The 15,901-nt window shown below is 40.7% G+C and carries 12 protein-coding genes and 1 tRNA gene; all 13 read right to left on the reverse strand.

Translation table 11 applies throughout. From position 1 onward, the window contains the following. Positions 1-82: 82 nt before the first annotated feature. Positions 83-2,185: an elongation factor G gene (gene fusA, locus OO007_RS20075; RefSeq protein WP_325810173.1), complete on the reverse strand. Its 2,103-nt coding sequence runs from the start codon at positions 2,183-2,185 to the stop codon at positions 83-85. Positions 2,186-2,243: 58 nt separating this feature from the next. Then, a complete protein-coding gene (gene rpsG / locus OO007_RS20080; RefSeq protein WP_131907294.1) occupies positions 2,244-2,714 on the reverse strand; it encodes a 30S ribosomal protein S7 in 471 nt (156 codons plus the stop codon). A gap of 96 nt (positions 2,715-2,810) precedes the next feature. Beyond that, positions 2,811-3,185 (reverse strand): 30S ribosomal protein S12, encoded by a 375-nt coding sequence (rpsL, locus tag OO007_RS20085; RefSeq protein WP_131907295.1) that lies wholly within the window; start codon positions 3,183-3,185, stop codon positions 2,811-2,813. Between the two features lie 249 nt (positions 3,186-3,434). Continuing rightward, on the reverse strand, positions 3,435-7,661 hold the full coding sequence (rpoC, locus tag OO007_RS20090; protein ID WP_425545144.1) for a DNA-directed RNA polymerase subunit beta': 4,227 nt from the start codon (positions 7,659-7,661) through the stop codon (positions 3,435-3,437). A gap of 14 nt (positions 7,662-7,675) precedes the next feature. Continuing rightward, the gene (gene rpoB, locus OO007_RS20095) at positions 7,676-11,854 is read right to left on the reverse strand and encodes a DNA-directed RNA polymerase subunit beta (RefSeq protein WP_131907296.1); all 4,179 of its coding nucleotides are present in this window, start codon (positions 11,852-11,854) and stop codon (positions 7,676-7,678) included. A gap of 259 nt (positions 11,855-12,113) precedes the next feature. Continuing rightward, on the reverse strand, positions 12,114-12,494 hold the full coding sequence (gene rplL / locus OO007_RS20100; RefSeq protein WP_131907297.1) for a 50S ribosomal protein L7/L12: 381 nt from the start codon (positions 12,492-12,494) through the stop codon (positions 12,114-12,116). A gap of 89 nt (positions 12,495-12,583) precedes the next feature. Next, entirely contained in the window at positions 12,584-13,108 is a 525-nt protein-coding gene (rplJ, locus tag OO007_RS20105; RefSeq protein ID WP_131907298.1) for a 50S ribosomal protein L10, read from the reverse strand. Positions 13,109-13,389: 281 nt separating this feature from the next. Then, on the reverse strand, positions 13,390-14,085 hold the full coding sequence (rplA, locus tag OO007_RS20110; RefSeq protein ID WP_131907299.1) for a 50S ribosomal protein L1: 696 nt from the start codon (positions 14,083-14,085) through the stop codon (positions 13,390-13,392). Further along, positions 14,085-14,519: a 50S ribosomal protein L11 gene (rplK, locus tag OO007_RS20115; RefSeq protein WP_131907300.1), complete on the reverse strand. Its 435-nt coding sequence runs from the start codon at positions 14,517-14,519 to the stop codon at positions 14,085-14,087. The genes rplA and rplK overlap by 1 nt, the downstream gene beginning before the upstream one ends. Before the next feature lie 81 nt (positions 14,520-14,600). Further along, a complete protein-coding gene (gene nusG / locus OO007_RS20120; protein ID WP_131907301.1) occupies positions 14,601-15,134 on the reverse strand; it encodes a transcription termination/antitermination protein NusG in 534 nt (177 codons plus the stop codon). 1 nt (position 15,135) lies between these two features. Beyond that, positions 15,136-15,513 carry a preprotein translocase subunit SecE gene (gene secE, locus OO007_RS20125; protein ID WP_131907302.1) on the reverse strand — a complete coding sequence of 126 codons (378 nt, stop codon included), beginning with the start codon at positions 15,511-15,513 and terminating at the stop codon, positions 15,136-15,138. Positions 15,514-15,592: 79 nt separating this feature from the next. After that, positions 15,593-15,669, reverse strand: a tRNA-Trp gene (locus OO007_RS20130). Between the two features lie 145 nt (positions 15,670-15,814). After that, the coding region (locus OO007_RS20135) for a hypothetical protein (protein ID WP_325810174.1) at positions 15,815-15,901 on the reverse strand (87 nt) is incomplete at its 5' end.

A 15,901-nucleotide genomic window follows, 5' to 3' on the forward strand; every position in this document is an offset into this window, starting at 1 on the left:
TTTTACCGTGGTCGACGTGACCAATTGTGCCCACGTTTACATGGGGCTTATTACGTTCAAATTTTTCTTTGGACATGATTACTCACCTTTCAATTATCATTGCATCAGCCACCGATTTTGGGACCTCTGCATACTTCGCAAACTCCATTGAATAGTTAGCTCGACCTTGCGACACTGATCTTAAAGCAGTGGCATAACCGAACATTTCAGCCAATGGAACTTCCGCACGAATGATTTTACCCGCAGGTGCCTCATCCATGCCCTGAACAATGCCACGACGACGATTTAAGTCACCCATAACATCACCCATATTTTCTTCTGGAGCCACAACCTCTACTTTCATAACAGGTTCTAGCAACTTTGGGCCCGCAGCTATCACGCCATCGCGTATTGCCATCGATCCAGCAACCTTGAACGACATCTCACTAGAATCAACATCATGAAATGAACCATCATACAAAGTAACTCTAATATCAACGACCGGACAACCAGCCAACACTCCATTTTGAAGCTGCTCTTGAATACCATTATTCACAGCAGGTATAAACTCCTGCGGAATTGACCCACCTACAACTTCATCTATAAACTCATAACCAGAACCTTCTTCTAAAGGCTCTAGCTTTATCAATACATGGCCATAATGACCTTTACTACCAGATTGACGAACAAACTTGCCTTCGGCATTTACCGATTGACTTATTTTTTCACGGTATGACACCTGTGGATTACCAACATTAGCATCAACACTAAATTCACGCTTCATTCTATCTACGATAATATCAAGGTGTAATTCACCCATACCAGATATTATCGTTTGCCCTGTCTCTTCTTCAGTATGAACTCTGAACGAAGGATCTTCTTGAGCAAGCTTAGCTAATGCTTGTGCCATTTTCTCCTGATCAACCGTCGTTTTCGGCTCAACAGCAACCGAAATAACTGGCTCAGGAAAATCCAGCCTCTCTAATGTTACAGGATTAGACTTATCACAAAGCGTATCTCCGGTAGTAACATCTTTAAGACCAACAGCCGCAGCTATATCTCCAGCAAAAACTTCTTTAACTTCTACTCTAGAATTAGAATGCATTTGCAAAATACGCCCAATTCTTTCTTTCTTTCCCTTTAAGGGATTCAAAACCATATCACCAGTTTTGAGCTTTCCAGAATATACCCTGAAAAATGTCAACGTACCCACAAAAGGATCAGTCGCTATTTTAAATGCTAATGAAGCAAATGGCTCTTCATCAGATGCTTTTCGCTCTACTTCTTTACCTTCTTCTGTCCCATCATCTACAACACCCGTAATTGACGGAACATCCAATGGCGATGGCATATAACGAACTACCGCATCCAACATCGCCTGGACACCTTTATTCTTAAATGAAGAACCACACATAGCAGGAACTATCTCACCCGCCAAAGTACGGATACGTAAACCCTGATGAATCTGATCTTCAGTAAGATCACCATCATTTAGATACACATCCATCAATTCTTCATTAGCTTCAGCAGCAGCTTCTATCAGTTTTTCACGCCACTCTTCAGCATCAACCTTAAGATTCTCAGGAATATCTTCCAAGGCATAGGTTAACCCCATATCTTCATCATTCCAGTTAATTGACTTCATCTTTATTAGGTCAATTACACCCTTAAAACCTTCTTCTTCGCCATTTGAAATCTGAAGAGGAACAGGAACAGCACCTAAACGCTCTTCTATCTGACTTACTACACGTAAAAAGTTTGCCCCAACCCGATCCATCTTATTTACAAAGACCAATCGTGGAACATGATATTTATCCGCTTGCCGCCAGACAGTTTCGGATTGCGGCTCAACACCACCAACAGCACAAAAAACAGCAACAGCACCATCAAGCACTCTTAGCGAACGCTCAACCTCAATAGTAAAATCAACATGACCGGGGGTGTCGATTATATTTATTCTATGCTTATTAAATTGCTTTTCCATGCCTGACCAAAAACAGGTCGTAGCAGCCGAGGTAATAGTAATACCCCTCTCTTGCTCCTGCTCCATCCAATCCATGGTAGCAGCACCGTCGTGAACCTCACCAATTTTGTGAGACACACCAGTATAAAACAAAATTCTTTCTGTAGTAGTCGTTTTTCCAGCATCAATATGCGCCATAATTCCTATATTGCGATATTGATTAAGAGGTGTTACACGAGCCACTTTATTTACCTTATTAAAACTTCTTGCCGGAAAACCGACAAGAAATCATAAATCCTAACTACCAACGGAAGTGAGCAAAAGCTTTATTTGCATCAGCCATCTTATGCGTATCTTCACGTTTCTTAACAGCAGAACCACGCTTTTCAGCCGCATCCATGAGCTCACCTGCCAACTTTAATGCCATTGATTTTTCGCCGCGACGACGAGCCGCATCAACCAACCAACGCATAGCTAAAGCATTCTGACGAGAAGATCTAACCTCTACTGGAACCTGGTAAGTTGCACCACCGACTCTGCGAGACTTAACCTCGACAGAAGGACGAACATTCTCTAGAGCTGCCTCTAGCACCTCCATCCCATCATTACCTTTTTTAGCAGCGATAGTATCTAATGCAACATATACAACTTTTTCAGCAATAGACTTTTTACCATCTTTCATAATGGTATTTATAAATTTAGCCAAAAGCTCACTACCAAACTTTGGATCTGGAAGGATAATGCGTTTTGGGACTTCTCTTCTTCTTGGCATAAAAAACTCGCTACTCTATTTGTTTACTATTATTCAACAACCTACTGACAACTTATCAACAGGCAAAATTACTACTTAATTCAAACTATTCTGACATTAAGACTTTGGACGCTTAGCACCATACTTTGAACGACCTTGTCTACGTTCTTGAACGCCCTGCGTATCAAGAGAACCACGAACAACGTGATAACGTACACCAGGTAAATCTTTTACACGACCACCACGGATTAATACAACCGAATGCTCTTGCAAGTTATGACCTTCACCACCAATGTAACTACTAACTTCGAAACCATTTGTCAAACGTACACGAGCTACTTTTCTCATTGCTGAGTTTGGCTTCTTAGGAGTAGTGGTATATACCCTTGTACATACTCCACGACGTTGAGGACAAGCTTCCAAAGCTGGAACATTGCTCTTTTCCATCTTGCGCTTTCGAGGTTTGCGCACTAACTGATTAACAGTAGACATTAAATCTATTTCTCCAACTTTATTACCTTGCACCAGCATTATCTGACACAAGAAAAATCAACAATCGTCTTAACGATAAAGGCGCGGAATTCTATTACCCCTACGCTCTTATGTCAAGACGGGATTCTATTTAAAAAATGTATTTTTTAAGATGAGTCTAAATCTGTAACCAAACACCCCCCAACTTTTAACGATATAAAAACCGCTATAAGTAGAGGGGTGCCTTTTAGAGTCTTCTTAAGGTTAAAATTACTCTTCTGTAGCTTCTTCTATCTCTATTGCAATTGGCTCTTCTGAATCACCATCTGGCAGCTCAGCCATTAAAGACGAAAGCTGTTGCTGTAACTCTTCCTGTTTTTTACGGCGAGCAAGATGATGAGTCAAACCAGTACCAGCTGGAATCAAGCGACCCACAATAACATTCTCTTTAAGCCCACGAAGATCATCACGAGCACCTTTCACAGAAGCTTCTGTTAATACTCTTGTAGTCTCCTGGAATGACGCCGCTGATATAAACGAATCCGTCACAAGAGATGCTTTGGTAATACCTAGCAATACACGATCGTATTTCGCCGGCAGTTTACCGTCTGCAATAAACTTCTCGTTTTCTTCATCAATCTGCCAGTAATCAAGCTGCTCACCTTTCAACATGCGAGTATCACCTGATTCAGTTATTACAGCTTTACGCATCATCTGGCGCGAAATAATTTCAACGTGCTTATCATTAATTTTTACACCTTGTAAACGATAAACTTCCTGAACCTCTTTCACCAAATGCTCTGCAAGTGCAACTGGACCCAATAGACGTAGAATATCGTGAGAACTTGGCTCTCCATCAGCAATCATCTCACCCTTAGCTACCTTCTCGCCTTCAAATACATCAAGGTTACGCCATTTAGGTATTAGTACTTCATAGTGCTCTCCTTTATCCGGAGTAATAACTAAACGCTTCTTGCCTTTAGTTTCTTTACCCCAAGAGAACGTACCAGAAATTTCTGCAAGTATAGCAGGCTGCTTAGGCTTTCTAGCCTCGAACATATCAGCTACACGAGGAAGACCACCGGTAATATCACGAGTCTTAGAAGATTCCTGAGTTAAACGAGCAAGTACATCACCAACTTCAACTTTTACGCCGTTAGTCAAACCAACAACTGCACCACCTGCCAAAGGATATTGAACTGGTATTTCAGAATTCTCGAAAAATAATGAATTACCATTATCATCCAATAATCTAATCATTGGGTTAAGATCTTTTGAACCTGAACCACGAGATGCAGGATCAGTAACAATCGTTGAACTTAAGCCTGTTACTTCATCAATATGTGTGTTGATAGTTGAACCATCAACAAAATCAACAAAATCAACAGTACCTGCAACTTCCGTAACGATAGGATGCGTATGAGGATCCCATGTTGCTACCTCTTGACCCATCTCTACAGAATCATTGTCTTTGATAGTTACAACAGCACCATAAGGCAATCTATAACGCTCACGCTCACGACCTTGATCGTCAACAACACTGATTTCACCAGAACGAGATACTGTTACCAGATTTCCGTCCTTATTTATTACAGTCTTAACATTAGATAGACGCGCTGTACCTACCGACTTAACAAGAATATTATTATCAGCAGCCGCACGACTAGCAGCACCACCGATGTGGAAAGTACGCATCGTTAACTGAGTACCTGGCTCACCAATTGACTGAGCGGCGATTACACCCACTGCCTCACCCATATTAACCAGATGACCACGACCTAGATCACGACCATAACATTGCGCGCAAACACCCTTCCTTGATGCACAAGTAATAGCTGAACGAACTAAAATCTCATCTACACCTAATTCATCAAGCTTTGATACCCACTCTTCATCTAATAAGGTCTTTGCTGGAATTACAAGCTCGCCTTTATGATTCATTACATCAACAGCAGCCACACGACCTAGAACTCGATCACCTAATGGCTCAACTACATCACCACCTTCGATAATAGGCTTCATGGATAAACCATTTTCAGTGCCACAATCATCTAAAGTAACAACCATATCCTGAGAAACATCCACAAGACGTCTAGTTAAATAACCAGAGTTAGCTGTTTTCAATGCTGTATCGGCAAGACCCTTACGAGCACCATGAGTTGAGATAAAGTATTGAAGTACGTTTAGCCCTTCACGGAAGTTTGATGTAATTGGCGTTTCGATGATAGAACCATCCGGCTTAGCCATCAAACCACGCATACCAGCTAATTGTCTAATCTGAGCTGCAGAACCACGAGCTCCAGAATCAGCCATCATATAGATAGAGTTGAAAGACTCTTGAGAAACAATTTTGCCATCTGCATCTTCAATATCTTCTTTACCCATACCATCCATCATGGCTTTAGCAACTTGCTCGTTAGTACGAGCCCAGATATCTACAACTTTGTTATAGCGCTCACCCTGTGTAACAAGACCTGATGAATATTGATCTTCAATTTCTTTAACATCATCTTCAGAGCGACCAATAATGGTAGCTTTTTCATCAGGAATCATCATGTCATTAGCACAGAATGAAACACCTGATAATGTCGCATATTTGTAACCGGTATACATCAATTGGTCGGCAAGAATAACAGTATCCTTAAGACCTATTCTTCTATAACCCTCGTTGATGAGGTTAGAAATATTCTTCTTCTTCATTACACAGTTAATTTTCTCAAACGGAATACCGTCTGGCAAAACATCAGATAAAATAGCACGTCCAACGGTTGTATCAACACGACGGGTTTTAACAATAAGCTCACCATTATCATCGTATTCACTATCTGTAATACGAACCTGTACCTTTGCATGAAGTGACACAAGATCTGTCTCATAAGCACGCTTAGCTTCTTTAGCGTCAGCAAAAATCATGCCTTCGCCTTTAGCATTAATGCTTTCGCGAGTCATATAATAAAGACCCAGAACTATATCTTGAGACGGAACAATAATAGGCTCACCATTAGCTGGTGATAGCACATTATTAGTCGCCATCATAAGCACACGAGCTTCTGTTTGCGCTTCAAGAGACAATGGAACGTGAACAGCCATCTGATCACCATCAAAGTCGGCATTGAATGCAGAACATACAAGCGGATGCAACTGGATCGCCTTACCTTCGATTAGTACAGGCTCAAACGCCTGGATACCCAATCTATGGAGAGTAGGAGCACGATTCAATAGAATAGGATGCTGACGAATGATTTCAGCCAGGATATCCCAAACTTCTGGAGTCTCTCTTTCTACTAATTTTTTAGCTGCTTTAATTGTAGTAGCCAGACCACGCCTTTGTAATTTACCGAAAATGAATGGCTTGAATAATTCAAGCGCCATTTTCTTAGGCAATCCACATTGATGCAATCTTAATGAAGGACCAACAACGATTACAGAACGACCAGAGTAATCAACACGCTTACCTAATAGATTCTGACGGAAACGACCTTGCTTACCTTTGATCATATCAGCCAAAGATTTTAACTGACGTCTGTTAGACCCAGTTATAGCACGACCACGACGACCATTATCAAGCAACGCATCAACAGATTCCTGAAGCATACGCTTTTCATTACGCACAATTATATCTGGTGCATTCAAGTCCAATAAACGTCTTAGACGGTTATTACGGTTAATTACACGACGGTACAAATCATTTAGATCTGACGTCGCAAATCGACCACCTTCAAGAGGAACAAGCGGACGTAAATCAGGTGGCAATACTGGTAGTATTGTCATTATCATCCAGTCAGGCTTATTACCTGAACCTAGGAATGACTCCATTAACTTCATTCGCTTACTAATACGCTTAAGCTTAGTTTCTGACTTAGTCGCATCAGCTTGTTCGTTTAAGTCTTCAATTGCTTCTTTGATATCAACTGTCTTAAGCATCTTAAGAACAGCCTCAGCACCCATTCCCGCATCGAATTCGTCTCCAAACTCTTCAACAGCTTCTAGGTAAGCTTCATCACTTAGCAATTGACCTCTTTCAAGAGTCGTCATGCCAGGCTCTACAACCACAAATGCTTCGAAATACAACACACGCTCTATATCACGCAATGTCATATCCAGGAATAATCCTATTCTTGAAGGCAACGACTTAAGGAACCAGATATGCGCTACTGGACACGCAAGATCTATATGACCCATGCGGTCACGACGCACTTTAGTATTAGTTACTTCAACGCCACATTTTTCACAAACAACACCACGGTGCTTTAAGCGTTTATATTTACCACATAGACACTCATAATCTTTAACTGGACCAAAAATTTTGGCACAAAAAAGACCATCACGCTCTGGCTTAAATGTTCGATAGTTGATTGTCTCTGGCTTCTTTACTTCACCATATGACCATGAACGTATTACTTCAGGTGATGCTAAACCAATACGTATTGCATCGAATTCTTCTGTATCTGCTTGCTGCTTAAAAATATTCAGCAAGTCTCCCATACCTTTATTCATCATAACGTCACCTATTAACTATCTTTTTCAAGTTCAATATTAAGAGCCAAAGATCGAATCTCTTTCATCAATACATTAAAGGATTCTGGCATACCAGCTTCCATATGAAGATTTCCATCTACGATGTTCTTGTACATCTTATTTCTACCCTGAACATCATCTGACTTAACCGTTAGCACTTCTTGCAATGTATATGCTGCTCCATATGCCTCAAGAGCCCAAACTTCCATCTCTCCGAAACGCTGACCACCAAACATAGCTTTACCACCCAGTGGTTGCTGAGTAACTAGACTGTATGGCCCAGTTGAACGTGCATGCATCTTATCGTCAACTAAGTGATTCAATTTCAACATATGCATATAACCTACAGTAATCTTTCTTTCAAAAGCTTTACCTGTTCGGCCATCATATAAAGTTGTTTGACCTGATTCAGGCAGATCGGCCAACTTAAGCATATTCTTAATTTCTGTCTCAGCAGCACCATCGAATACTTGAGTAGCCATTGGAACACCGCGACGCAGATTACCAGCCATTTCTATAACTTCATCATCCGTCATTTCAGAGATATCACCCTGATCTGGATTACCATCAAGACTATAGATCTCAGTTAAAAACTTACGAAGCTCATCAACTTTAGCTTTAGCATCAATCATTCTACCGATTTTCTCACCTAGGCCTTTAGCAGCCCAGCCAAGATGCATCTCAAGAACCTGTCCAACGTTCATTCGAGAAGGAACACCAAGAGGATTCAAAGCGATATCTACGGGAACTCCAGACTCGTCATAAGGCATATCTTCAACAGGAACGATACGTGAAACAACACCTTTGTTTCCATGACGACCAGCCATTTTATCACCAGGCTGCATACGACGGCGAACTGCTACGTAGACTTTTACGACTTTAAGTACACCAGGAGCTAGATCATCACCAGCAGTAATTTTATCTTTCTGCTTCTGCAAACGCTCTTCATAACGTTTCTTTTGCTCATCTAAAAGTACCGAAAGCTTTTCAAGCTGAACGTTAGCTTCTTCATTACGCATACGTAATGAGAACCATTCTTTCTGATCGAGATCAGTTAAATAAGCTTTAGTAACCTTTCCGCCAGCTTTAATACCAGCCGGACCACCATCAACAATTTTATTGAGTACTAACTTCTCTACACGTGCATAAATATCTTCTTCAAATACAAATAACTCATCACGTAAGTCATTTCTAACCTTGGAAAGAGCTTCTTCTTCTAAAGCGATTGCACGAGCATCTTTCTCAACACCATCGCGTGTAAATACTCTTACATCGATAACAGTACCAAACATGCTTGATTTAACACGTGAAGATGTATCTTTAACATCAGAAGCTTTCTCACCAAAGATAGCACGTAGCAATTTTTCTTCTGGAGTTAGTTGCGTCTCACCTTTAGGTGTAACTTTACCAACCAGGATATCACCAGGCTTAACTTCAGCACCAACATGTACAATACCTGACTCATCCAATTTAGAAAGTAGATGCTCACTAACATTTGGAATATCCGCAGTAATCTCTTCTGCACCCAACTTGGTATCACGAGCAAGACAAGTAACTTCTTCTATGTGAATAGAAGTAAAACGATCTTCCTCTACAACTCTTTCAGAAACAAGTATTGAATCCTCAAAGTTGTAACCATTCCAAGGCATGAAAGCTATTTTGATATTTTGACCTAAAGCCAACTCACCAAGATCTGTCGACGAACCATCAGCTAGCACATCACCACGCTGAACCTTGTCACCAATCTTTACAATAGGCTTTTGATTCACACAGGTATTCTGATTCGAACGGGTATACTTGATAAGATTATAAATATCTACACCACCGTCCTGAGCTTCGTCATCATTCACACGAATAACGATACGAGCAGCATCAGCAGCTATAACTTCGCCACCACGCTTAGACACGACTGTTGTACCAGAGTCAACTGCTACAACACGCTCCATACCCGTTCCACTTACAGGCGTTTCCGCACGTAAACAAGGAACAGCCTGACGTTGCATGTTCGACCCCATCAAAGCACGGTTAGCATCATCATGCTCCAAGAATGGAATCAATGACGCAGCTACCGAAACGATCTGCTTTGGAGATACATCCATATATTGAATATCTTCAGGAACGGACATCGCAAATTCATTTTGATAACGACAAGAAATCATGTCATTTGTAAATTTATTGTCTTTATCCAGAACAGCATTTGCCTGAGCTATGACAAAGCGAGACTCTTCGATTGCAGATAAATAATCGATTTCATCTAACACTTGACCATTTTCAACTTTACGATAAGGAGTCTCTAAGAAACCATAATCATTAGTCTTTGCAAAAACAGCAAGAGAGTTTATCAAACCGATGTTTGGACCCTCTGGAGTCTCGATAGGACAAACACGACCATAATGAGTTGGATGAACGTCACGAACCTCAAAACCTGCTCTTTCACGAGTCAGTCCACCTGGGCCTAACGCAGAAATTCTTCTTTTGTGAGTAATCTCAGACAATGGATTATTTTGATCCATGAATTGAGACAACTGACTTGAACCAAAGAACTCTTTTACTGCTGCAGATACAGGTTTTGCATTTACCATGTCTTGCGGCATTAAACCTTCACTTTCAGCTACAGTCAGGCGTTCTTTAACAGCTCGCTCTACCCTGACAAGACCGATACGGAATGCGTTCTCGGCCATTTCACCAACACTTCGAATACGTCTGTTTCCAAGGTGATCTATATCATCTATTACACCAAAACCATCACGGATACCAATTAAGGTTTTAAGAACGTTAACGATATCAGAGTCAGTCTTTCCAGAATTCTTAAGCTCTTCATATTGAGGACCAAATTCTTCCACCAATGCCTTAGAAGCAGCATCAGTTCGACCTGATAAATAACCAAGATCAAAAAGAATAGCGGGACCAGTTTCTACTGTATATTCAAGACGACGATTAAACTTCATTCGTCCAACAGCTGAAAGATCATAACGATCTTCCGAGAAGAATAAATTATGAAAGAGGTTTTCAGCAGCTTCTTTTGTTGGTGGCTCACCAGGACGCATCATGCGGTAAATTTCAATCATCGCTTCAAGCGGTGTTTGAGTCGCATCTACTTTAAGCGTATTTGAAATAAATGGACCACGATCCAATTCATTCGTATAAATTACGTCGAATTTTTTGATGTCATTTTCACGCAATAGCTCTATTAACTCTTCAGTTAACTCACTATTCGCTTCAGCAATAAACTCACCTGTAGATTCATCCACAATATTGTGAGCTATCATTTTGCCGAACATGTACTCATTAGGCACTTCTAGCTTGCTAATTTTAGCCTTTTCTAACTCACGAACGTGTTTTGCAGTGATTCTTCGACCAGACTCAACAATCTTTTCACCACCAACTACGATATCAAAAGAAGCTAATTCGCCTCTTAATCTAACTGGATCTATAGCTAATTGAATTTTGGTTTTTTGAAGAGTTACTTCAAGCTTTTCATAGAAACAGTCAATAATCTCTTCAGTCTCCATACCAAGAGCTCTGAGTAGAATAGTAGCAGGAAGCTTTCTACGACGATCGATACGAACAAAAACAGCATCTTTAGGGTCAAACTCAAAATCAAGCCAGGAACCACGATATGGTATTACGCGAGCATTATGCAACAATTTACGTGCAGTATTAGTTTTGCCTTTATCATGATCAAAGAAAACACCAGGAGAACGATGTAACTGAGAAACAATTACACGTTCGGTACCATTAATTACAAAAGTACCTTTTTCCGTCATTAAAGGCATTTCACCAAGATACACATCTTGTTCTTTTATATCTTTGACAACTTTTGTTTTCTTTGGTGCATCTTTATCGTAAATAACCAATCGTAAAGTTGCACGCAACGAAGTAGCGTAAGTAAGACCACGCTGCTGACACTCACGTACATCAAACACCGGCTCAGCTAAATTGTAATCTACATACTCCAGCATAACAAAACCAGAGTAACTAACTATAGGAAAAACAGATGTAAAAGCACCATGCAATCCTGCATCTTTACGATCTTCTACTGAAACATCAGTCTGTAAATATTGACGATATGACTCCAGTTGAATAGCTAAAAGATAAGGTATATCTAATACCTGTGGGCGTTTACCAAAATCCTTGCGGATACGTTTTTTCTCAGTAAAAGTCAGAGCCATCTTAATTCCTCTTCTGAAACCAGTTCAGTAACCTAAAAGCAAAGGTCACAACACACCTTTGCCGAATACTTATTGCAGCTTCAACAACAGCTACAACAAAAAAATTTTTAAAACATTTTAGATCAGAGACATTCTTCTGATCACCACAAGACCAGAAAGATCTTATAGTTATTTAAGCGACAAAAGGCCGACAGCAATTATTCACTGTCAGCCTTATGCATCATGAAGGAGCGCAAAGCCCTTTCATGCAAAGAAGAAATTATTTCAACTCTACTGAAGCACCAGCTTCTTCAAGTTGCTTCTTAACATCTTCAGCTTCTTCTTTAGAAGCGCCTTCTTTAACAGTAGCAGGAACGCCTTCTACCATTTCTTTAGCTTCTTTAAGACCAAGACCTGTAATACCACGAACAGCTTTGATAGCACCAATCTTGTTATCGCCAAAGCTAGTCATTACAACATCAAACTCAGACTGAGCTTCAGCAGCAGCTCCACCAGCGTCTCCGCCAGCAGCAGGTGCAGCAGCAACTGCAGCAGCAGCAGACACACCAAATTTTTCTTCCATATCAGAGATCAATTCTACGATCTCCATTACACTCATGTTTGATATTGCTTCTAGAATATCATCTTTAGAAACAGCCATTGTATTTCTCCTAAACCTAAATCAATCGTCGCAAAACGCGACTAGTAAATAAAAATAAATCAAATTGCCTGAGAACAAAGAATGCTTTACTAAGCAGGCTTTGAATCACGAACAGCAGCGACAGTACGAACAAGTTTTCCAGGAACTTCGTTAAGCGTACGAGCAAGTTTCTCAACAGGAGCTCTAAACGTACCAGCCAAAATAGCCAGCGCTTGATCTCTTGTTGGCAACTTAGCCAAACGATCGATATCAGAAGCAGGAAGCAATTCCCCACCAACAGATAACATTTTCACTTCTAACTTATCATGCTCTTTAGCGAAGTCTTTCAGGACACGGGCCGCAGCACCAGGATCTTCTTGCGAAAATGCCAACACTAACGGACCAACAAAACCTTCACTCATACAAGAAAACTCTGTATCAGCAAGGGCAAGTTTTGCCAGATTATTCTTCACTACGCGTAGATAAACACCACCTTCACGCGCTTTTACACGCAATTCAGTCATCTCTCCTACACTTAATCCGTGGTACTCTGCAGCAACAGCGGAATGAGCTTCTGTAGCAACTGCAGCGACCTCAGAGACAATCTTCTTTTTGTCTTCAAAAGTTAATGCCACAACATCTACCTCTTTAATTCGGCAGCATAACCACCGTTTAATCAAAACAATTGACTCTTACGAATCAAAAGTCCTAAACGACGTGCCCCGAATCGACTGATTCAGGTTACGCCATCTACGCAGGATATTAAGCATCAAAACCTTAAAAGGATCTGACACACCTACGGTCTTTGACGACATACACCAGGTATATCCATCAATAACTCTTAGTATTTATTTGAATCGTAAAACCCAATCAAACACAAAGAGCTTGCACAAACAACGTGCAAATTCTTTACAACTTAATACTTAACTGAAGAAGTATCCACACTTAAGCCAGCACCCATGGTACTAGAAACAGATATCTTCTTTAAGTAAACACCTTTAGCAGAGCTAGGCTTAGCCTTAACAAGATCAGCAACCAACGCATTCAGGTTTTCAGACAAAGCATTGCTATCAAAATCCAGATTACCAATACGACATTGAATAATTCCGGCTTTATCAGTTCTGTAACGAACCTGACCGCCTTTAGCATTCTTAACCGCTGTAGCAACATCAGCACTTACAGTACCAACCTTAGGATTAGGCATTAAACCACGAGGACCTAAAACCTGACCTAACTGACCAACAACTCTCATCGCATCAGGACTAGCAATTACAACATCAAAGTCCATATTGCCTTTCTTGACTTCTTCAGCCAAGTCTTCCATACCAACAACATCTGCGCCGGCCTCTTTAGCCGCCTCAACATTATCACCCTGAGTGAAGACAGCAACTCGAACTGTTTTACCCGTTCCGTTTGGAAGTACAGTAGAACCGCGTACAGCCTGATCAGATTTCTTAGCATCAACACCAAGATTAATACTGACATCAACACTCTCTGTAAACTTAACTGGAGGAAGCTCTTTTAATAAACTAAAAGCTTCAACAACATCATATAATTTATCTGCATCAACTTTTTCATTGATCAGCTTTTGGCGCTTAGTTAACTTAGCCATTACTTAACACCCTCTGTTTCAAGACCCATACTACGCGCACTACCCGCAATAGTTCTAACAGCCGCATCTAAATCAGAAGCAGTCAAATCAGGCTCTTTAGCTTTTGCAATTTCTTCAAGTTGAGCTCTAGAAACTTTGCCAACTTTATTAATATTAGGAACAGCACTTCCCTTTTGAACACCAGCCGCTTTCTTCAACAAAATCGAAGCAGGCGGAGTTTTCACATCGAACGTGAAACTCTTATCACTGTAAACAGTAATAACTACTGGTAAAGGCATACCTTGCTCAGCACTTTGAGTAGCAGCATTAAACGCTTTACAGAATTCCATGATATTCAAACCAACCTGACCCAGAGCTGGACCAACAGGTGGACTTGGATTTGCCTGACCAGCGGGCACTTGCAATTTGAGATATCTCTCAACTTTTTTAGCCATTATCTAACTCTCCACGAGTTCAAACGTTATCAGCAAGCCAACTAAGTCAACCCCTTCAAACTCCTCGAATAAATATTAAAATTAAGTTTTTTCTACCTGAAAAAACTCGAGCTCAACAGGTGTCGAACGCCCAAAAATCTGAACTGCAACACGCATTGTACTTTTCTCGTAATTGACTTCTTCAACTACTCCATTAAAGTCATTAAAAGGCCCATCATTAACTCGAACCACTTCACCAACCTCAAATAAAACTCTTGGACGAGGAGCATCAACCCCTTCTTCCATACGATTCATGATCGCATTTGCTTCTTTCTCTGTTATTGGCGCTGGCCTATCACTTGTACCACCAATAAAACCTAATACTCGCGGCGTATCTTTAACCAAGTGCCAGCTATCATCATTGAGATCCATCTCAACCAATACATACCCAGGAAAGAACTTTCGGGTACTTTTTTTCTTTTGACCTTCACGCATCTCCACAACTTCTTCAGTGGGAATCAATATCTCACCAAAAGAATCCTGAAGACCATAACGTTCAATACGCTCTTTTAACGCTTCTTTTACACGCATTTCGTAATTTGAATACGCATGCACAACAAACCATTGCATTGACATCTTAGCCACCCACCGACAACAGAGCCTTAACACCAGCTCCTAGCAACATATCAACAAACCAAAGGAAAATAGCCAAAATAACCACCATAATGAAAACCATCAAGGTAGTTTGCATGGTTTCAGCACGAGTAGGCCAAACCATTTTTCTGACTTCTGAACGAGCCAGACCAAGAAAACTTATCAACCCCTTCCCTTTAACAGTAGTTGCAGATATACCAACAGCGATACCTACCGCCGCAAGAATACCAAGAACCTTATAAAGAAGTGGCTGCTCTGCAAAATAGTAGAACCCTACTATCCCAGCAATTAAAAACACTAAAGCTAACAATAACTTAATAGTATCGAACGCCGAACCCTGAGCTTCTGAATTAGTTGCCATAATTTGATTTACCAGCTTTTCTCAGCCTATCCATATATATAGAACATTTACTTATAAGCCTTTCTTCATTGATCAGAAATGGCAGGCCAGGAGGGACTCGAACCCCCAACAATCGGTTTTGGAAACCGGTGCTCTACCAATTGGAGCTACTGGCCTAGATTTTAAAACAAAGTCAAAAAACCAAGTTTCTGAAACAACAAAAGAACGAAGAACAATTACTTAGTAATTACCCTTCGCTCTCTAAAAGGACGCGGAAGTATAACAGAAAGATTTATTAACTCAATCTATTCCGCAGTCTTAATTATTCGATGATTTTTGCAACAACACCGGCACCAACTGTACGACCACCTTCGCGTATTGCGAAACGTAGACCTTCATTCATTGCTAT

Source organism: Cocleimonas sp. KMM 6892 (assembly GCF_035798195.1).
In the GTDB taxonomy this organism is placed as follows: domain Bacteria; phylum Pseudomonadota; class Gammaproteobacteria; order Thiotrichales; family Thiotrichaceae; genus Cocleimonas; species Cocleimonas flava.